Here is a 17466-nt window from a genome sequence, read left to right as displayed (position 1 = left end):
GCCAGCGCTATCAAGACCCGCGGCGCCGCCATGCCCGCCTAACCGGACGAACACGCGCGGAATGAATATTCCCGTCACCTCATCGCACGGCATCCTGCCGCCTCACATCGAGGAGGCGAAGCGGGCGCGGCTGGCCGAAGTGTTCGGCTTCGACCGCTTCCGCCCTGGCCAGCAGGAGGTGGTCGATTCCATCCTCGCCGGCGTGCCGACGCTGGCTGTCATGCCGACCGGCGCGGGAAAATCGCTGTGCTACCAGCTGCCGGCGCTGGTGAAGGGCGGGCTTTCCATCGTCGTCTCGCCGCTGATCGCGCTGATGGACGACCAGGTGAACGCGCTGAAGCTGCAGGGCGTCGCCGCCGAGGCCATCCATTCGGGAAAATCCCGCGACGAGAATGTCGCGATCTGGCGGCGCGTGGCGGCGGGCGAGGTGCGCCTGCTCTATCTCGCCCCCGAGCGGCTGCTCACCGAGCGCATGCTGGCCGCGCTGTCGCGCTTCTCGCTGGGTCTGGTGGCGGTGGACGAGGCGCACTGCATCTCGCAATGGGGCCATTCCTTCCGCAACGAATATCTCGGCCTCGGCCGGTTGCGTGAGCTTTTCCCCGGCCTGCCGCTGGTGGCGATGACCGCCACCGCCGACAAGGCGACCCGCGACGACATTGTCGAGCGGCTGTTCGGCGGGCAGGCCCGCGTCTTCGTCTCCGGCTTCGACCGGCCGAACATCTTCATCGCCGTCGAGGACAAGAAGGACCCGGCGCGGCAGATCGAGAGCTATGTGCGCGCCCGCCCCGGCATGGCCGGCATCATCTACCGCATCTCGCGCAAGAAGGTGGACGAGACCGCCGATCGGCTGTCCACGGCGGGCATCCGCGCCCTGCCCTACCATGCCGGCATGAGCGCGGAAGCGCGCGCCGCCAACCAGGAGACCTTTCTGGCCGAGGACGGGGTGGTGATGGTCGCCACGGTGGCCTTCGGCATGGGCATCGACAAGTCGGATGTGCGCTATGTGCTGCATGCCGACGCGCCGGGCACGCTGGAATCCTACTATCAGGAGATCGGCCGCGCCGGCCGCGACGGCCAGCCGGCCGAGGCGCTGCTGCTCTATTCCGCCGGCGACATCGCCACCCGCCGGCGCTTTCTCGACGAGGAACCCTCGCCGCCGGAGCGCAAGATGGTGGAGGCCCGCCGGCTCGACGCCATGGTCGGCTTCTGCGAGGCCGTCACCTGCCGGCGCGCCGTGCTGCTCGGCTATTTCGGCGAGCGCGCCAAGGCCTGCGGCGCCTGCGATGTCTGCCGCGATCCGCCCAAGGTGGTCGATGCCAGCGCCGACGCCCAGCTGGTGCTGCGCCTCGTGCGCGCCACCGGCGAGCGCTTCGGCGCCGCCTATCTCGCCAGCGTCGTCACCGGCCAGCGCACCGACCAGATCTGCGGGCGCGGCCATGACAAGCTCGCCGGTTTCGGCGCCGGCGGCGACAAGCCGGCGACCGAGTGGCGGGCCTTGCTGCGCCAGCTGGTCGCCACCGGGGCGCTGCACGCCGACCCCACCCGCTTTGGCGCCCTCACGCTCACCGAGATCGGCCTCGCCGTGCTCGGCGGCACCCGCGCCTTCACCCTGCGCGCGCCGGTCAAGCGCTCGCGCGAGCGTTTCGCCCGCTCCGACAGCGGGGCGGAGCTGGCCCCGGCCGAGGCGGCGCTGCTCGGCAAGCTCAAGGCGCTGCGGCGCGAACTGGCGGCCGAGCGCAACGTGCCGGCCTATGTCGTCTTCGCTGACAAGACGCTGGAGGAGATGGCGGTGGAGCACCCGCGCACCCGCACGGAGCTGGCCGGGGTCAAGGGCGTCGGCGCCGCCAAGCTGGAAGCCTTCGGCGCGGCCTTTCTTAAGATTCTCAAAGAATTCACCTGACGGCCGAAAAGAATTCGGCCCGGGGACTTTTCCACACGCAAGAGAGTTCACGAACGCCGAATCCCTCCCTAGACTGCGGATCAACGGACTCAAAAGTCCGGAATGAACCCTGTTCCGGGATGGAAACGATGAAGATTCAGCTGTTGACTGCGGCGCTGGCCGCCACCTCCCTGCTCGCCACGCTCCCCCCCGCGGCGGCGCACGGCCCGACCCGCCAGAAGATTTCCGAGAAGATCGAGATCAACGCCCCGCCGGAGAAGGTGTGGGCCGTGGTGTCCAATTTCCAGGATGGCAGCTGGATCCCGGTGGTCGCCAAGACCGAAGGCACGGGCGGCAACGCCGCCGGCGCCAAGCGCACCCTCACCCTGAAGAACGGCGCCACCGTCGAGGAAGAGGTCGCCAAGTTCGAGCCGGAAAAGATGACCCTGATGTACCGCATCGACAAGGTCGATGTCGCGGTGCTGCCGGTGACCAACTACTCGTCCTGGCTCATCGTCACCCCGGCCGATGGCGGCAAGAAGTCCGAAGTCGAGTGGCGCGGCGCCTTCTATCGCGGCTACCCCAACAATGACCCGCCGCCGGAGCTGAACGACGAAGCCGCCGTCAACGCGGTGACGGGGCTCTACAAGGCGGGCCTGGGCGAGCTGAAGAAGCAGATCGAGGGCGGCAGCTGAGACATAGGTCCGACATGGCGAGCGGGATGGTTGCTCTCGACACACCATCCTTCGAGGCCGGCCTCCGGCCGGCACCTCAGGATGACGGTGCATTGTTTCGCACTGCCATTCTGGGGCCGATTGACGGCACCACGCGGGAGCTGCGCCTCGCGCGCAACGGCGCGGCTCCCGCCTCTCCCCGGCACACCGTCATCCTGAGGTGCGAGCGCAGCGAGCCTCGAAGGATGCTCGCCTGGTGCGCCCTCCTCGCCGCCCTCCTCCTCGCTGCCCAGCCCGCCCGTGCGGATGAAGCCTTCATCACCTCGCAACCGGCGGAAACGCTCTCCGTCGTCGATCTCGCCACGCGCAAAGTGGTTGCCACCCTGCCCATATCAGGCAAGCCGGCCGGCATCGCGGTGAGCGTGGACGGGGCGCGCGCCTTCGTCACCTCGCCGGACGGCAAGGCGCTCACCATCCTCGATGCCGCCAGCCGCAGCGTGACCCACCGGGTCGACCTCGGCGGCGGCCCGCTCGGCGTCGCCGTCCACCCCTCCGGCAGCCCGGCCTATGTCGCCGACTGGTACCAGCACCGGATCAAGGCCGTGGACGCCGCCACCGGCACGGTTTCCGGCGAGGTGGCGGTCGGCCAATCCCCTTCCGGCCTCGCGGTAACGCCGGACGGCGCGCTGCTCATCTCCGCCGACCGCGATTCCGATGCGGTGAGCCTGATCGACACCAAAACCCTCACCCGCCTCGCTTCGATCCCGGTCGGCGCCCGCCCCTTCGGCGTGACGATCGACGCGGCAGGCGCGCGCGCCTACACCGCCAATGTCGCCTCCAATGATGTGAGCATCATCGACCTCAAGGCCCGCAAGGTGGTGGCGAGCGTGAAGGTCGGCGCGCGGCCCTATGCGGTGGCGCTGGCGAAGGGATTGGCCTTCGTCACCGACCAGTACGATTCCACCGTCACCGTGTTCGACACCGACACGCTGGAAAAGCGCGCCACTATTTCCGTCGGCGACTACCCCGAGGGCATCGCGGCGAGCCGCGACGGCGCCTTCGTGTATGTCGCCTGCTGGGAGGCCAACACGCTGGAGATCATCGACACCGCGACGCTGAAGGTGGTGGAGACGATCCCCGTCGCCGATGGCCCGCGCGCCTTCGGCGCCTTCATCCGCCGGACAGGCGAATGAGATAGGGCCTCCCTCGTCGGCGGGCCCTATGATGCCGCCCGCACAACAGGAGGCACCGCCATGGATCCCGATTTCTGGCACAAGAAGTGGGAGGCGAACGAGATCGCCTTTCACGAAGGCGAAGCTAACGCCCTGCTGGTCCGCCATTTCCACGCGCTGGGCCTCGCGCCGGGCGCGCGCGTGTTCGTGCCGCTCTGTGGCAAGAGCCACGACCTGCACTGGCTGCTGGCGCATGGCTTTGAAGTCACCGGGGCGGAGCTGAGCCGCCTCGCCGTCGAGCAGCTGTTCACCGAACTCGGCGTCACCCCTGAAATCACCGAGATCGGCCCGCTGGAGCGTTTCGCGGCGGAGGGCATCACCGTCTTCGTCGGCGATATCTTCGACCTCACGCACGAGGTGCTGGGGCCTGTCGACGCGATCTATGACCGCGCCGCGCTGGTCGCCCTGCCCGAGGCGATGCGCGCCCGCTACGCCGGCCATCTCGTGCATCTCACGCACAGTGCCCGCCAGCTGCTGATCACCTTCGACTACGACCAGAGCCTCACCGTCGGCCCGCCCTTTGCCGTCCATGAGCACGAGGTGCGCCGCCTCTATGGCGCGGCCTATCACCCGACGCTGCTGGAAAAGCACCCGCTCAAGGGCGGGCTGCGCGGCGTCGGCCCAGTGGCCGAGGACGTGTGGAAGCTGGAGCGGCGCTGAGCGCCGCGCCTCAGATCGCGTAGTCGCCCGGCTGCTGGGCGGGCGGCGCCTTGGTGTCGACGCCGGGGCCATTGGAGGCGAACAGGCGGGCGCGGTCGAGCCGCACCGCCACCTTCTCGCCGATCGGCACCCGCACCGTCGGGGCGATGTCGGCCTCCAGCACCGCGCTGCCGACCGCGATTTCCACCCGGCGGATAGCGCCATGGCGGCGGAAGGCGCGCACCTGCCCCTTCAGCCCCTCGGTGCCGGGCAGGCCGAGCGTCACGTCATGCGGGCGCACATAGAGCAGGCCCGGCCCGTCCGGCACGGACTGCGTCGCCGCCGCGATGGCGGTGGCGCCGGCCAAAGCGACGCCGCCCTTCACCTCGACCTCGATCCGGCTCGATTCGCCCATGAAGCCGAACACGGCGGCGGTCTCCGGCCGGTCATAGACATCGTCAGGCGTGCCGACCTGCTCGATCTTGCCCTTGCCCATCACCACCACCCGGTCGGCGAGTTCCAGCGCCTCCTCCTGGTCGTGGGTGACGAACAAAGTGGTGTGGCCGGTGCGGTCGTGCAGCTCGCGCAGCCAGCGGCGCAGTTCCTTGCGCACCAGCGCGTCGAGCGCGCCGAAAGGCTCGTCGAGCAGCAGCACCTTCGGCTCGATCGCCAGCGCGCGGGCCAGCGCCACGCGCTGGCGCTGGCCGCCGGAAAGCTGCGCCGGGAAGCGCCCGCCAAAGGCTTCCAGCTGCACCAGCGCCAGAAGATCGGCGACGCGCGAACGGATCTGGCTTTCCGAGGGCCGCTCGGCGCGCGGGCGCGAGCGCAGGCCGAAGGCGACGTTCTCAGCCACCGTCATGTGGCGGAACAGGGCGTAGTTCTGGAACACGAAGCCGATGCCGCGCCGACGCACCGGCACGGAGAGCGCGTCATGACCGTCGAACAACACCCGTCCATGGCTGGGCTGTTCCAGCCCGGCGACGATGCGCAGCAGCGTGGTCTTGCCCGAACCGGAAGGCCCCAGCAGCGCCACCAGCTCGCTCGGGCGCACATCGAGCGAGACGTTAGAAAGCGCCGGCGCCCCGCTGCCGAAGCTCTTGCCGACCTGGTCGATGGTGACGGCGACCGTCATGAATTCACTCTCTTTAGATGTACTAAATGGAATTATCCGCAAGATATCCGAAAATTCGCCGCTGTGAACCCCGCCGGGCGCAGGCCGGGGCTGCACGCGCGCCCACCCATGGCGGATGGTGCGCGGATGAGGCTAGAAGGGGCGACCTCACCGGAAGTTGCCGCCATGACCGACCCCGCCGCCCCGCCTGTCCTCAATCTCAACGGCTACACCCCGCTGCCGCCCGGCAAGATCGCGGCGGTGGTGACGATGCTTGAGATGACCGCCCCACCCCCGCCTTTGCCGGAGCGGGCCAGCGAGGGGCTGACGCTGGAGCGGATGACCGCGCCTGATGTCGCCTGGTACCGCGCGCTGTTCCGCCGCGTCGGCGAGGACTGGCTGTGGTTCTCGCGGCTGCGGATGAGCGACACCGAACTCGCCGCAATCCTCCACGCCCCGGAGGTGGAGGTGCTGGTGCTGCGCAAGGATGGGGTGGAGGCCGGCTATATCGAGCTGGACGGCCGCGAGCCGGGGGAGATCGAACTGGCCTTTGTCGGACTGGTGCCCGAGATGGTGGGCAGCGGCGCCGGGCGTTTCATGATGAACCGAGCGCTGGCCCGCGCCTGGCAACGCCAGCCCCGGCGGGTGCATGTCCACACCTGCACCCATGACAAGCAGGGCGCGCTGAATTTCTACCTCAAGGCCGGTTTCCGCCCCTATGCGAGCGCGGTGGAGATCGTCGACGACCCCCGCCTCAAGGGGCTGCTGGCCCGCGAGGCAGCACCGCATGTGCCTGTTATCGAGGCCGGCTGAGCCCGCTCAGGCGCCGAGCACGGCCCGGGCGCGGCCGGCGATGTTGCGCGGCGGCATCTCGACCGGCGCCTCGACCCGCTCGCGCTCGCCGAGCGCTTCCATCTTCTTCAGCTCGTCCAGCGCCTCGTCATGGGCGAGGCGCGCCTCGCTGAGCTGGCCTTTCAGCTCGTCGGCGGAGCGGCGCATATTGTCGCGGCGGGTGGCGGCGGCGCGGGCATAGGTCGAATAGGCGAAATGCTGGGTGTCGGTGATGCCCGAGCGCTGCTCCTCGGCCTCGATCTCGCGTTCGAGATCGCGGGACATGCGGTCGAATTCCGCGATCATGGTCTCGATCTGCGCCAGATGGCGGCGCTTTTCTTCCGCCTGGAACCGCTTGAGGCGGATGAGGGTGTCGAGCGACTTCATGGTCGGCTTACTCCGTTCCGTCGTCCGCCCGCTTCCCCGATGGGGCGCGACAAGGCGGTCGTCACGTGCCGCCATCACGCCGCGGCAAGGGCATTTTCGCCAACAGATGTTGCCGCTTCCTTACTCTTTTTGCGGAAAAGGTAGCGGGCGCCGGGGAAAGCGTCACAAGGGCTCCGGATCGAAACGATTTGTTTACCGGGCTCATTAATGATCGCGATGTCGTCCGGTGGGGTCGCGGCGCCCGTGAAAGCGGAGTCGAGAGACTCACTTAGGCATGCTTGTTAAGATTCGACTTCAGATATCGGAATGAGAAATTCCGATTTTCGAACAAACTGTTGCGGGAAGACTCGAAGATAATTCGGCTCACCGCTTGTGCTCGGGAATCGGTTTTTGTTACCCCTTGTCTCACGAAGTAACGAATCGGTGTGTGTCGAGCCGGGCGCGGGGTGGGTTCACGCTCGGCTTGAAAGAGTCCGGTTGAGCGCTGAACCCCCCGGGGCCATGGCGAGGGAAGGGGATTGGCATGCGCGTCTTGCTCATCGAGGACGACCGCGCGACCGCGCAGAGCATCGAGTTGATGCTCAAGTCCGAGAACTTCAACGTCTACACGACCGATCTCGGTGAAGAGGGCGTCGATCTCGGCAAACTCTACGACTATGACATTATCCTTCTGGACCTCAATCTGCCCGATATGTCGGGCTATGACGTCCTCAAGGGGCTGCGCGTCGCCAAGGTGAAGACGCCGATCCTCATCCTCTCCGGCCTCGCCGGCATCGAGGACAAGGTGAAGGGTCTCGGCTTCGGCGCCGACGATTATCTCACCAAGCCGTTCCACAAGGACGAGCTGGTCGCCCGCATCCACGCCATCGTGCGCCGCTCCAAGGGCCACGCCCAGTCGGTCATCACCACGGGCGATCTGGTGGTCAATCTCGACACCAAGACAGTCGAGGTCGCCGGCAACCGGGTGCATCTCACCGGCAAGGAGTACCAGATGCTGGAGCTCCTCTCGCTGCGCAAGGGCACCACGCTGACCAAGGAGATGTTCCTCAACCATCTCTATGGCGGCATGGACGAGCCGGAGCTGAAGATCATCGACGTCTTCATCTGCAAGCTGCGCAAGAAGCTCGCCAACGCCTCGCAGGGCCACAATTTCATCGAGACCGTCTGGGGCCGCGGCTATGTGCTGCGCGACGCCGGCAATGAATCGGACCGCATGTCCGCCTGATTTTCCGCGCTTGACGAACCCTCCCCAACTTAAGCCCCGCCGCAAGGCGGGGTTTTTGTTTTCGGGTCTGGTGCGGCGGGGTTTCGATGTGGCGGGCGTCCCTCGCCCGCCGTCATCCCGGCCGAGCGCCGCGAGAGCCGGGATCGGTGTGGCCGGGTTAGGTGTGGCGGGGTTTGCCTCTCCCCACTCCGTCATGGCCGGGCTTGACCCGGCCATGACGGGGTCGATGACAATCCCCCACTCGCGGATGCCCGGACCACCCCCGGGCATAACGGGGGTCGATGGGACCGCCCTCCCCTGCGCGCGATCCCGGATCGGCCGTTCCGGCCGTCCGGGATGACGTCGGGTGAAAGCGCCCCCCGCCCTCGGCTACTTCGCCTTCTTGGCCAGCCAGGCCTTGAGGAAGGCGATCTCGCCCTCCTGCGCCTTGATGATCTCCTGCGCCAGCGCCCGCAGCTCCGGGTCCTTGCCATATTCGAGCTCGATCCGCGCCATGGCGATCGCCCCCTCGTGATGGGGGATCATGCCGCGGGCGAAGTCGATGTCGGTGTTGCCGGTGAAGGGAATGGCCATGTCCGCGTGCATGCGGGCATTGGCGGCCTCGAACGCCTGCGTCGAGGGGCCGGCGGCGCCCATGTGGCCGCTATGGTCCATCGGCATGGCGCCGTGCGGCATGGCGTTGGGTGTCGAGGCGTCCTGCCCGAGAGCGAGGGCGGGCGACAGGGCGAGGCCGGCGGCCAGAAGCCCGGCGCGGATGTGACGGTTCATGTGGATATCCTCTGAGGTTGGGAAAGCGGCCGGTCGGCCGCGCGGAACGCTCAGAGAAGGCGCGGCGGCGGCACCGGAATCGGCAGGGCGAGGCCGGCCAGCGGCCGACCGGCCGGCAGGGCGAGCGGTGCTCGCTCAGCCTCCGGCGGCCGCAGCGCCGGCGCGGCCGGCGGCGTCATCACGAGAGCACTGAGCACGCAGCACAGATGCGGGGAGAGCGGCGAGGCCGCCGCGTCCGCGACCAAAGGATGGCCGGCCGGCGCGGCGTCGAGCGCGCGAGGGACCTGATCGCGCAGCGCCTCATGGCAGGGCATCGCGGACGAGCCCATGCCAGACGAGCCTATGCCGGACGAGCCTATGCCGGGCGCCGCCATCGCCCGCGTCGCCGCCGCCGGGCCAGCCAGCACGGCGCCGAGCGCGACCAGCGCCAGCATCAGTCGGAAAACGGACAAAAGGCGCATCGACCCATCCCGCAGGCGCGCCCTTCGGTCTCGACCGGGAGCGGCGGTGTCGATGGCACGCTACCAAGCCACGGCGGGGCGGTACAGCGGGTAAAGCACGGATGGCGCAGCCGTGATGGCGCAGCCGTGATGGCGGGGGCGATGCCGCCCGCCGCTCAGCGTGTCGCCGGCGCCAGCAGCGCCAGCACCAGCGCCACCTTGTCGCCCGCCTTCACCACGGCGTCGAAGCCAGGCGGCGGCGAAAGGGGAGCGGTGGCGAGGCCGATGCGCCGGCCGGAATCCTGCGACGCGACGCCCACCTCGCGCACGCCGGCATAGGCGTCGAGATCGAACAGGATGAGGTCGAAGCGCCCGCCCATCAGCCGCACCGCGCGCGGGTCGTCGGCCAGCCGCACCTCATGGCCCATGGAGCGGACGAGGTCGCGCAGGGCGGTGCGGGCCTCCCCTTCCGGTGCCGTCACCAGCACCCGCAGCGGGCCGGGGCGCGGCGCCTGCGTGCCGGCCGGCTCCAGCAGCCGGTAGCGGCCGCTGGCGGTGGCGAGAAAGCGCAGCCCCCCCACCCGCTCGATCCGCCCCTGCGGCGCCAGCCCGACAATTTCGTCGACCACCACCGCCTCGCCCTCACCGCCAAAGGCCAGCAGCATGCGCCGCGTCGGCCGGCCGGGAGTGGGCAGCAGCGCGATGCCCGGCACCTTCTCCAGCGCCGTCACGCTCTGCAGCGTGGCGACGCGGACCGCCTCCATCTGCGCCCGCCCGGCCCGCACCAGCAGATGCGCGGTATCGGCCTCGGGAGCCGGGCGCTTCATCGCCACGCCGAGCGGCAAATCGACCATCGCCACCCGCGCGCCATCGGCGAGCCGCGCCACGCCTTCCAGCATGTGGGCGCCGGGGCCGAAGCGGTCGCGCCAGCCCGGCGGCAAGGCGTCCACCACCGCATTGTGGCGCTCAAGCTCGCCCTCCACCAGCACGGCGGCGCGCACCTTGCCGCCGCTGCCGACCAGCAGCAGCGTGCCCTTGGCGGCGCGCGGCGTGGTGACGCCCATGCGGGCGGCGAGCTCGATCAGCGGCAGGCCGCTCGACGCCAGCGTCCCGGTGTCGGCCATCGCCAGCAGCCGCGCCCAGCGCGCGCCGCTCGCGGTCATCGAATCCATCACCTGAGCGGCGGGAAAGGCCAGGCGCAGCCCGCCCAGCGCGAAAGCCATGATCTCGACGCGCGGCGCGCCGGCCGGGAGCCGCGCCATCACCGGCGCGTCGGCCGGGGATATGTGGACAGTCGGAAGGTCGGCACGGGGAATGTCGGCGCGCGCCGCCTCCAGGCGCGCCGGCTCGTAACGCGGCGCGGGGGCGCGCAGGCTCGCGGCGATGCGGGCGGCTTCGCGGGAGACGGGGCCGCGCGGCGCGGCGGGCAGGGAATCGACGGGGGACATGGGCGACCGGCAGAACTGGAGCACGACACGCCGGCCTTTCGGCCTGCGAGCGTCAGTTTCCACCGATACCGTTAATGTCGTCTGAACCTTCGGTAAGCTGTCCCGGCAAGCCTGCGATCCAGCCTGCGATCCCGCCCGCTCAGCCGCGCGCCACCAGGATCGTCACCGCGTCGCCCTCATGGGCGAGGCTGATGCCATAACCGGTCGCCCGCGCCAGTAGGCCGGTGTAATGCGGCTGGATGGCGTGGGCGTCGAGCGAGCCGCCCTCCTGCGCCTGCCCGGCCAGCAGCGCCACCAGGTGGGGGGGGATGCGGGAATGGCTGCCCTGGGTCGAGAGGCGGAAGCCACCCTCCTCGCCGGTGCCGTTCTCTTCCACGCCGATACGCCCGCCGCGCGGAATGGTGGAGGTGGCGACCACAAGCAGGTTCAGCAGCAGCTTCACCTTGTTCTTCGGCGCCAGCACCCGCGGCAGCTGCCAGGTCAGGCTCGTGCGGTCGTCCTCGATAAAGCCGCGCGCCACCTTCTCGGCATCGCCGGTGTCGATCTGCGCCCCGGCCGAACCGGCGGCACCGAAGGCGAGGCGGGCGAATTGCAGCCGGGCGGAAGCCTGCCGGGCGCTCTTGGCGATGAGGTCGAGCGCGAAGCTCTTCATCGCCGGGTCGTCCTCATCCTCCAGCACTTCGAGCCCGTTGACGATGGCGCCGACCGGGCTGATCACGTCGTGGCACACGCGCGAGCACAGGAGGGCGGCGAGGTCGAGCTTGTCGAGGTCGATGGCGGTCGTCATCGCGTCCCTTGCGGAATTTGTGCGGCGAATCGGCCGCCCCGAATGCAGCCGGCCCGTGCGGCCGACCGTTGAGGTGTGATACACCGCGCTCCCATTGAGGCCAACCGTTTCTCCCTGCCGCCCAAGCTCTCGCCTCAACTCTCGCCGCAACGCCCGCCCCGTTCTCGTCCCCTTCTCTCGCCACGCCGGAATGCTCGCGCAATGCCCTCCCCGCTCCCGCTTCTGCCGCCCGATCTCAGCCTGTTGTCCGCCCTTGCCGGTGCGGCGCTGAAGGCCGGCGAGGTCATTCTGCGCATCCGTGCCGAAGGGCTGAGCGTCGCGCAGAAGAGCGACGAGAGCCCCGTGACCGCCGCCGATCTCGCCTCGGAGGAATTGCTGCGCGCGGAGCTCGCCCGCCTGCTGCCGGGCGTTCCCGTCATCGCCGAGGAAGCGGTGGCGCAGGGCAAGGGCGAGGCACTGGGGGCGCCGGCCGAGACCTTCCTGCTGGTCGACCCGCTGGACGGCACCCGCGAATTCATCGGCGCCAGCGGCGAATTCACCGTCAATATCGGGCTGGTGGAAGCCGGGGTGCCGAGCTTCGGCATCGTGCTCGCCCCGGCGGTGAACAAACTCTATGCCGGCGCGACCACGGCGCAAGGGAGCGGCGCCTTTCTCGGCGGGCGCGACGCCGATCCCGCGACCTGGGCGTCGATTCGCTGCCGGCCGATGCCGCGCGCGGGGCTGGTCGCGGTCGCCAGCCGCTCGCATCTCGACCCGCAGACCTCAGCTTTTCTCGCCGATCTCGACATCGCCGAAAAGATCAGCTGCGGCTCGGCGCTGAAATTCGGCCTGGTGGCGGAAGGCCGGGCCGATCTCTACCCGCGCTTCGGCACGGTGTGCGAATGGGATGTCGCCGCCGGCCATGCGGTGGTGCGGGCCGCCGGCGGCAGCGTGTGCCGGCCCGATGGCAGCTCCCTGCCCTATGGCCGCACTCAGGCCGACTACCGCGTGCACGGTTTCATAGTGCGAGGGGCCGGCTCCTGAGGCGGGCCGTCCGGCCACAGTGGCGCCCCAGATGCGCCGCTCGCGACCCTTTTGGGCGCCCCTCGCCTTTCTCTGGTCGCACTCCATGCTATTGATAGCGTCGGGGTGTTGGTTGCCTGGGTTCTGAATCGGGCCCGTGTCGGGTGACGCCCCGCTTGTTGAGATCAAACGCGAGACCGTCCATGCCGACCTTGCGCGCCCTTTATGCCTGCTTCGCCCTTCTCCTGGCTTTGCCCGTGCTCGCCGCACCCGCGCAGGCGCAGCAGCAGGCCAACACCTATTCCAGCGACGAACTGGTGCAGCAGGGGCACGGCTTCTTCGGCGAGGTCTCGCGCGGCCTTGCTTTGTCGATCGAGAAGGCGGTCAACCAGTGGGGCCAGCCCAATGGCTATATTCTCGGCCAGGAAGGTTCCGGCGCCTTTGTCGGCGGCCTGCGCTATGGCGACGGCACGCTCTACACCCGCAATGCCGGCGACCTGAAGGTGTACTGGCAGGGCCCTTCGCTCGGCTGGGATTTCGGCGGCGACGGCGCCCGCACCATGATTCTGGTGTATAATCTCAACGGCATCAACGACATCTTCCGGCGCTTCGGCGGCATTTCCGGCTCGGCCTATTTCGTCGCCGGCTTCGGCATGACGGCGCTGGCCTCGGACAATATCGTCGTCGTGCCGATCCGCTCCGGCGTCGGTGTGCGCCTCGGCGCCAATATCGGCTATCTCAAATTCACCCCCGCCGCGACGTGGAATCCCTTCTGAACCGCCCCGCCTGACGCCGTGCGGCCGGGCTAGCCCGGCCGTTTTGATATCTGTAACCTGTTGGCTCCCTGGCCGGCCGTCCGCTCCGGACCGCCGCCGTGTTGTGAGGTGAGATCGCCGCATGATCGAAGCGATCATGTACGCCGCCATCGGCTTCCTGGCCGCGACCCTGCTGGCGCTGCTCACGCTGCCGGCCGTGTGGCGGCGGGCGGTGCGGCTCACCCGCAAGCGGATCGAGGGCGCTATCCCCGTCTCGATCGCCGAGGTTCAGGCCGACAAGGACGAGCAGCGCGCGCTGTTCGCCGTCGGCATCCGCCGCCTCGAAGTGGAAGTGGAGCGCCAGCAGGCCCGCACCGCCGCGCAACATGGCGAGATCGTCCGGCAGGCCGAGGCGCTGCGCGCCCGGCAGGAGACCGTCGAGCGGCTCTCCACCGAGCTGGACGCGCTGCAGACCGAGCATGCCAGCGTCGCCAGCCATCGCGACCATCTGCGCGGCGAGCTTGAAACCACCACCCGCCACCTCGAAGAAGCCCGCGCCGCCCTGCTGCACGCCCGCACCGAGCTCGCCCGCACCCGCGACGCCTTCGAGGAAACCCGCACGCGGGAAGACGAGCTGAAGATCGAGCATGTGGCGCTGACAACGCTGCGCGACACGCTCAAGGACCGCATCGGCGAACTCGACCGCCAGCTCGCCACCGCCAACGGCCATCTGATGAGCGAGCGCGAAGCGGCGCGCAGCACGAGCGAGAGCCTGACAACCGAACGCCGCCGGAACCACGAGATGACGGACGAGCTGACGCAGGCGCAGGAGGCTCTCGCCCGGGCGCAGGAAGAGCGCGCCGCGCTGCAGGAGCGTATCGAGCGCCTCACCGCGCTGGCCGCCGCCGCGCCGCAATCGCCCGAGCCGGCGCCTGATGGCACGGTCGACACCGCGATGCTGCGCGAGCACATCAGCGACATCGCCGCCGGGGTCGCCCATCTCACCGCCCGGCTGGAGGGCCCCGGCTCGCCGATCGACGCGCTGCTCGCCGGCCATTCCCGCGTGCCCGGCGCCCCGCCGACCCTGGCCGACCGCATTCTCGACCTCAAGGCCGCGCACACCGCCGCCGAGGCGCTGGCGGTGGAAGAGGCCCGCCCCCAGGGCCGGGCCGTCGCCAGCTGACATCGCGCCGCCGGCCCTGGCCGGCCGGCGAAGAACCGGACCGGGCGCCAAGCCCGGCCGCATCCTGGGAAGGAAACACCTGATGAATCTCGCCCGCCTGCTCAAGGCCCGCGCCGATGCCGGCCGCCCCGTCCGTGTCGGCCTCATCGGCGCCGGCAAGTTCGGCTCCATGTTCCTGTCGCAGCTGCGCACCACGCCCGGCCTGCATCTGCTCGGCATCGCCGATCTCTCGGTGCCGCGCGCCCGCGCCGCGCTGGCGGCCACAGGCTGGGATACCGACGCCGTGGTCGCCTCCTCCTTCACCGAGGCGCTGGGCACCGGCTGCACCATGCTGACCGACGACGCCTCGGCGCTGATCGCCGCCGACGGGCTCGACGTGGTGGTGGAAGTCACCGGCAGCCCCGCTGCCGGCGCCGCGCATGCGCTGATGGCGATCGAGCAGGGCCGCCACATCGTCATGGTCACGGTCGAGGCGGATGTTCTCGTCGGCCCGCTGCTGGCCGAGCGGGCCCGCAAGGCCGGCGTGGTCTATTCCATGGCCTATGGCGACCAGCCGGCGCTGGTGTGCGAAATGGTCGACTGGGCCCGCACCTGCGGCTTCAACGTCGTCTGCGCCGGCAAGGGCACGAAATACCTGCCGAGCTTCCACCGCTCCACCCCCGACACGATCTGGAGCCTCTACGGCCTCACCCCCGAGCAGGCGGCGCAGGGCGGCATGAACGCGCAGATGTTCAACTCCTTCGCCGACGGCACCAAATCCTCGATCGAGATGGCTGCGATCGCCAATGCGGCCGGGCTCTCCGCCCCCTCCGACGGGCTGCTGTTCCCGCCCTGCGGCGTCGATGATCTCGCCACCATCCTGCGCCCCCGCGCGGCCGGCGGCATTCTGGAGCATTCCGGCACGGTGGAAACCGTCTCCTCGCTGGAGCGCGACGGCCGCCCGGTGTTCCGCGATCTGCGCTGGGGCGTCTATGTGGTGTTCGAGGCCGATCCCAGCCCGCGCGGCGACTATGCCCGCCGCTGCTTCAAGGAATATGGCGTGGTGACCGATGCCTCCGGCCGCTACACCGCGCTCTACCGCCCCTATCACCTGATCGGGCTGGAACTCGGCGTCAGCGTCGCCTCGGCGGCGCTGCGCCATGAGCCGACCGGCGTCACCGAAGCCTTCAACGCCGATGTGGTGGCGGTGGCCAAGCGCCCCTTGAGAGCCGGCGAGACGCTGGATGGCGAAGGCGGCTTCACCGTCTGGGGCAAGCTGTTTCCCGCCGCCACCTCGCTCGCCAAGGGCGGCCTGCCGATCGGCCTCGCCCATCACGTCACCCTCACCCGCGACATTGCGGAAGGCGAGATCGTCGGCTGGGCCGATGTCGAGGTGAAGGACAGCCCGGCGGTGCGCCTGCGCCGCGAGATGGAGCGCTCTTTCGCCGGCAGCCCGGCCAGCGCGGCGGCGGAGTAGGCTGGCGTCCTCCCGGCCACCGCGAAGCGGATGCTGGGACCGCAGGCCGCTTTTCTCGGAAACCGATCCCGGATCGACGAGATGCGTCGTCCGGGATGACGAGCCATCCCCCCCTCATCCCCGGGTCAAGCCCGGGGATGAGGGGGGGATGGGCGAGAATGAGCGCCGATTGGACCAAGGCTCAGAGAGGCGGGGTGCGGCCGCTCCTGCTCAAGGGGGAGAGCACCCGCCGCGCCCCCCTACCGCGTCGCCAGCACCCATTCGCGGGCGCGGGCTTCCGGGTTGTCGTTCAGCAGAATGTCGGTGACGACGGCGAGGCTGTCCGCCCCGGCCTGCCGCACGCCCGCCGCGCGCTCGATGGTGAGGCCGCCAATGCCGACCAGCGGCAGGTCGCCGATCCGCGTCTTCCACTGGCGCACCCGCTCCAGCCCCTGCGGCGCCCAGCGCATCTTCTTGAGAATGGTCGGGTAGATCGGGCCGAAGGCGATATAGTCCGGCCCGGCCAGCAGCGCGGCCTCTAATTCGGCCTCGTCATGGGTGCTGATGCCGAGCTTGAGCCCTGCCCGCCGCATCGCCGGCACATCGGCCTCGGCAAGGTCCTCCTGCCCGAGATGCACGAAGTCGCAGCCCAGCTCGATGGCGAGCTTCCAATAGTCATTGACGATCAGCTGGGCGCCGAAGCGGGCGCAGACCTCGCGCGCGGTCGCGATCTCCCGGCGCAGCTCGGCTTCGTCCATGTCCTTGGCGCGCAGCTGCACCAGCTTCACCCCCTGCGGCAGCAGGCGCGGCAGCCAGGAGGCGCGGTCGACGATGAGATAGAACGGATCGAGCTTCATCACGCACTCACTGTGGGGTTAGGAACCGAGAAGGGCCCGGCCCATGACCGGGGTCGAAGGCGCCGCCATGTCGCGCACCTCCATCGGGTCGGCGATCACCGCCTCGCGCCCGGCGGCGATGGCGGCGGCGAAGGCGCGGGCCATGCGGACGGGATCGCCCGCCTTGGCCACCGCCGTGTTCAGCAGCACCGCATCATAGCCCAGCTCCATCGCTGCGGCCGCATGCGAGGGCAGGCCGACGCCCGCGTCGACCACCAGCGGGATTCCGGGGAAATGCGCCCGCATCGAGCGCAGCCCATAGGGGTTGTTGAGCCCGCGGCCGGAGCCGATCGGCGCGCCCCAGGGCATCAACACCTCACAGCCGGCGGAAACCAGCTTCTCCGCCACCACCAGATCCTCGGTGGTGTAGGGAAACACCTGGAAGCCGTCGCGCGAGAGAATGCGCGCCGCCTCGACCAGCCCGAACACGTCCGGCTGCAGCGTGTCGTCCTCGCCGATCACCTCCAGCTTCACCCAGGGCGTGCCGAAAAGCTCGCGCGCCATTTCCGCCGTGGTCACGGCTTCCTTCACCGTCCGGCAGCCGGCGGTGTTGGGCAGCACCTTGACCCCAAGGTCGCGGATCAGCTGCCAGAAACTCTGGCCGGCCTTCGCCGCCCCCGATTCCCGCCGCAGCGACACGGTGACGATCTCGGTGCCGCTGGCGCGGATCGCCTCAGCGAGGATCGCTGGCGAGGGGTATTGCGCCGTGCCCAGCAGCAGGCGCGAGGCCACCTCGGTGCCGTAGAACGTCACCGGGTCGGCCGCCGACATCGT

18 protein-coding genes are annotated in these 17466 nt (G+C 69.6%); 10 read left to right on the top strand and 8 right to left on the bottom strand.

Going from position 1 to position 17466, the window contains the following annotated elements; translation table 11 throughout:
• Positions 1-61: 61 nt before the first annotated feature.
• The 4 genes from recQ to tmpT all read left to right on the top strand — a co-directional run bounded on the left by recQ (position 62) and on the right by tmpT (position 4445).
• Complete coding sequence (recQ, locus tag J2S76_RS13085; RefSeq protein WP_307060887.1) at positions 62-1900, top strand: DNA helicase RecQ; 1839 nt, start codon at positions 62-64, stop codon at positions 1898-1900.
• A 128-nt stretch (positions 1901-2028) separates the two neighbouring features.
• Positions 2029-2574, top strand: a complete 546-nt coding sequence (locus tag J2S76_RS13080; RefSeq protein WP_307060886.1) for an SRPBCC family protein — start codon at positions 2029-2031, stop codon at positions 2572-2574.
• A gap of 224 nt (positions 2575-2798) precedes the next feature.
• Positions 2799-3746, top strand: a complete 948-nt coding sequence (locus tag J2S76_RS13075; protein ID WP_307060885.1) for a YVTN family beta-propeller repeat protein — start codon at positions 2799-2801, stop codon at positions 3744-3746.
• A gap of 60 nt (positions 3747-3806) precedes the next feature.
• Positions 3807-4445: a thiopurine S-methyltransferase gene (gene tmpT, locus J2S76_RS13070; RefSeq protein WP_307060884.1), complete on the top strand. Its 639-nt coding sequence runs from the start codon at positions 3807-3809 to the stop codon at positions 4443-4445.
• Between the two features lie 10 nt (positions 4446-4455).
• Here the strand turns inward: tmpT and J2S76_RS13065 are convergent, their stop codons facing one another.
• Complete coding sequence (locus tag J2S76_RS13065; protein WP_307060883.1) at positions 4456-5556, bottom strand: sulfate/molybdate ABC transporter ATP-binding protein; 1101 nt, start codon at positions 5554-5556, stop codon at positions 4456-4458.
• A 165-nt stretch (positions 5557-5721) separates the two neighbouring features.
• Here J2S76_RS13065 and J2S76_RS13060 point away from each other — a divergent pair, with 165 nt between their 5' ends.
• Positions 5722-6348, top strand: coding sequence for a GNAT family N-acetyltransferase (locus J2S76_RS13060; protein ID WP_307060882.1), 627 nt, complete (start codon positions 5722-5724; stop codon positions 6346-6348).
• A gap of 6 nt (positions 6349-6354) precedes the next feature.
• Here the strand turns inward: J2S76_RS13060 and J2S76_RS13055 are convergent, their stop codons facing one another.
• A complete protein-coding gene (locus J2S76_RS13055; RefSeq protein ID WP_307060881.1) occupies positions 6355-6753 on the bottom strand; it encodes a flagellar export protein FliJ in 399 nt (132 codons plus the stop codon).
• A 523-nt stretch (positions 6754-7276) separates the two neighbouring features.
• On the opposite strand from J2S76_RS13055, the gene ctrA reads away from it, so the two are divergent.
• Positions 7277-7978: a response regulator transcription factor CtrA gene (gene ctrA / locus J2S76_RS13050; protein ID WP_018387255.1), complete on the top strand. Its 702-nt coding sequence runs from the start codon at positions 7277-7279 to the stop codon at positions 7976-7978.
• Positions 7979-8347: 369 nt separating this feature from the next.
• Here ctrA and copM read toward each other — a convergent pair whose 3' ends face one another.
• The 4 genes from copM to chpT all read right to left on the bottom strand — a co-directional run bounded on the left by copM (position 8348) and on the right by chpT (position 11421).
• A complete protein-coding gene (gene copM, locus J2S76_RS13045; RefSeq protein WP_307060880.1) occupies positions 8348-8746 on the bottom strand; it encodes a CopM family metallochaperone in 399 nt (132 codons plus the stop codon).
• Between the two features lie 50 nt (positions 8747-8796).
• Entirely contained in the window at positions 8797-9207 is a 411-nt protein-coding gene (locus J2S76_RS13040) for a hypothetical protein (protein WP_307060879.1), read from the bottom strand.
• A gap of 155 nt (positions 9208-9362) precedes the next feature.
• A complete protein-coding gene (locus J2S76_RS13035; protein ID WP_307060878.1) occupies positions 9363-10634 on the bottom strand; it encodes a chemotaxis protein CheW in 1272 nt (423 codons plus the stop codon).
• 139 nt (positions 10635-10773) lie between these two features.
• Positions 10774-11421 (bottom strand): histidine phosphotransferase ChpT, encoded by a 648-nt coding sequence (chpT, locus tag J2S76_RS13030; protein WP_307060877.1) that lies wholly within the window; start codon positions 11419-11421, stop codon positions 10774-10776.
• A gap of 201 nt (positions 11422-11622) precedes the next feature.
• On the opposite strand from chpT, the gene cysQ reads away from it, so the two are divergent.
• The 4 genes from cysQ to J2S76_RS13010 all read left to right on the top strand — a co-directional run bounded on the left by cysQ (position 11623) and on the right by J2S76_RS13010 (position 15817).
• Positions 11623-12444, top strand: a complete 822-nt coding sequence (gene cysQ / locus J2S76_RS13025) for a 3'(2'),5'-bisphosphate nucleotidase CysQ (RefSeq protein WP_307060876.1) — start codon at positions 11623-11625, stop codon at positions 12442-12444.
• Between the two features lie 182 nt (positions 12445-12626).
• On the top strand, positions 12627-13199 hold the full coding sequence (locus J2S76_RS13020) for a DUF1134 domain-containing protein (RefSeq protein ID WP_307060875.1): 573 nt from the start codon (positions 12627-12629) through the stop codon (positions 13197-13199).
• A gap of 121 nt (positions 13200-13320) precedes the next feature.
• Positions 13321-14361: a coiled-coil domain-containing protein gene (locus tag J2S76_RS13015; protein WP_307060874.1), complete on the top strand. Its 1041-nt coding sequence runs from the start codon at positions 13321-13323 to the stop codon at positions 14359-14361.
• A gap of 82 nt (positions 14362-14443) precedes the next feature.
• A complete protein-coding gene (locus tag J2S76_RS13010) occupies positions 14444-15817 on the top strand; it encodes an NAD(P)H-dependent oxidoreductase (protein ID WP_307060873.1) in 1374 nt (457 codons plus the stop codon).
• Positions 15818-16056: 239 nt separating this feature from the next.
• On the opposite strand, the gene J2S76_RS13005 is transcribed toward J2S76_RS13010, so the two are convergent.
• Both J2S76_RS13005 and J2S76_RS13000 read right to left on the bottom strand, forming a co-directional pair.
• Entirely contained in the window at positions 16057-16653 is a 597-nt protein-coding gene (locus J2S76_RS13005; RefSeq protein ID WP_307060872.1) for a thiamine phosphate synthase, read from the bottom strand.
• Between the two features lie 18 nt (positions 16654-16671).
• Entirely contained in the window at positions 16672-17463 is a 792-nt protein-coding gene (locus J2S76_RS13000) for a thiazole synthase (protein ID WP_307061157.1), read from the bottom strand.
• Positions 17464-17466: the final 3 nt, after the last annotated feature.

Origin of the sequence: Ancylobacter vacuolatus (assembly GCF_030813595.1) — a bacterium.
Classification (GTDB): Bacteria; Pseudomonadota; Alphaproteobacteria; order Rhizobiales; family Xanthobacteraceae; genus Ancylobacter; species Ancylobacter vacuolatus.
The sequence above is the reverse complement of the archived record's forward strand: the minus strand, read 5'-3'. Positions and strand labels throughout refer to the sequence as shown.

Coding starts and splice junctions, on each gene's coding strand:
- J2S76_RS13010 (WP_307060873.1), top strand. CDS start 14,444: ATGAATCTCGCCCGCCTGCTCAAGGCCCGCGCCGATGCCGGCCGCCCC.
- J2S76_RS13020 (WP_307060875.1), top strand. CDS start 12,627: ATGCCGACCTTGCGCGCCCTTTATGCCTGCTTCGCCCTTCTCCTGGCT.
- chpT (WP_307060877.1), bottom strand. CDS start 11,421: ATGACGACCGCCATCGACCTCGACAAGCTCGACCTCGCCGCCCTCCTG.
- tmpT (WP_307060884.1), top strand. CDS start 3,807: ATGGATCCCGATTTCTGGCACAAGAAGTGGGAGGCGAACGAGATCGCC.
- J2S76_RS13065 (WP_307060883.1), bottom strand. CDS start 5,556: ATGACGGTCGCCGTCACCATCGACCAGGTCGGCAAGAGCTTCGGCAGC.
- ctrA (WP_018387255.1), top strand. CDS start 7,277: ATGCGCGTCTTGCTCATCGAGGACGACCGCGCGACCGCGCAGAGCATC.
- J2S76_RS13080 (WP_307060886.1), top strand. CDS start 2,029: ATGAAGATTCAGCTGTTGACTGCGGCGCTGGCCGCCACCTCCCTGCTC.
- J2S76_RS13055 (WP_307060881.1), bottom strand. CDS start 6,753: ATGAAGTCGCTCGACACCCTCATCCGCCTCAAGCGGTTCCAGGCGGAA.
- J2S76_RS13075 (WP_307060885.1), top strand. CDS start 2,799: ATGCTCGCCTGGTGCGCCCTCCTCGCCGCCCTCCTCCTCGCTGCCCAG.
- cysQ (WP_307060876.1), top strand. CDS start 11,623: ATGCCCTCCCCGCTCCCGCTTCTGCCGCCCGATCTCAGCCTGTTGTCC.
- J2S76_RS13015 (WP_307060874.1), top strand. CDS start 13,321: ATGATCGAAGCGATCATGTACGCCGCCATCGGCTTCCTGGCCGCGACC.
- J2S76_RS13035 (WP_307060878.1), bottom strand. CDS start 10,634: ATGTCCCCCGTCGATTCCCTGCCCGCCGCGCCGCGCGGCCCCGTCTCC.
- copM (WP_307060880.1), bottom strand. CDS start 8,746: ATGAACCGTCACATCCGCGCCGGGCTTCTGGCCGCCGGCCTCGCCCTG.
- J2S76_RS13040 (WP_307060879.1), bottom strand. CDS start 9,207: ATGCGCCTTTTGTCCGTTTTCCGACTGATGCTGGCGCTGGTCGCGCTC.
- J2S76_RS13060 (WP_307060882.1), top strand. CDS start 5,722: ATGACCGACCCCGCCGCCCCGCCTGTCCTCAATCTCAACGGCTACACC.
- recQ (WP_307060887.1), top strand. CDS start 62: ATGAATATTCCCGTCACCTCATCGCACGGCATCCTGCCGCCTCACATC.
- J2S76_RS13000 (WP_307061157.1), bottom strand. CDS start 17,463: ATGTCGGCGGCCGACCCGGTGACGTTCTACGGCACCGAGGTGGCCTCG.
- J2S76_RS13005 (WP_307060872.1), bottom strand. CDS start 16,653: ATGAAGCTCGATCCGTTCTATCTCATCGTCGACCGCGCCTCCTGGCTG.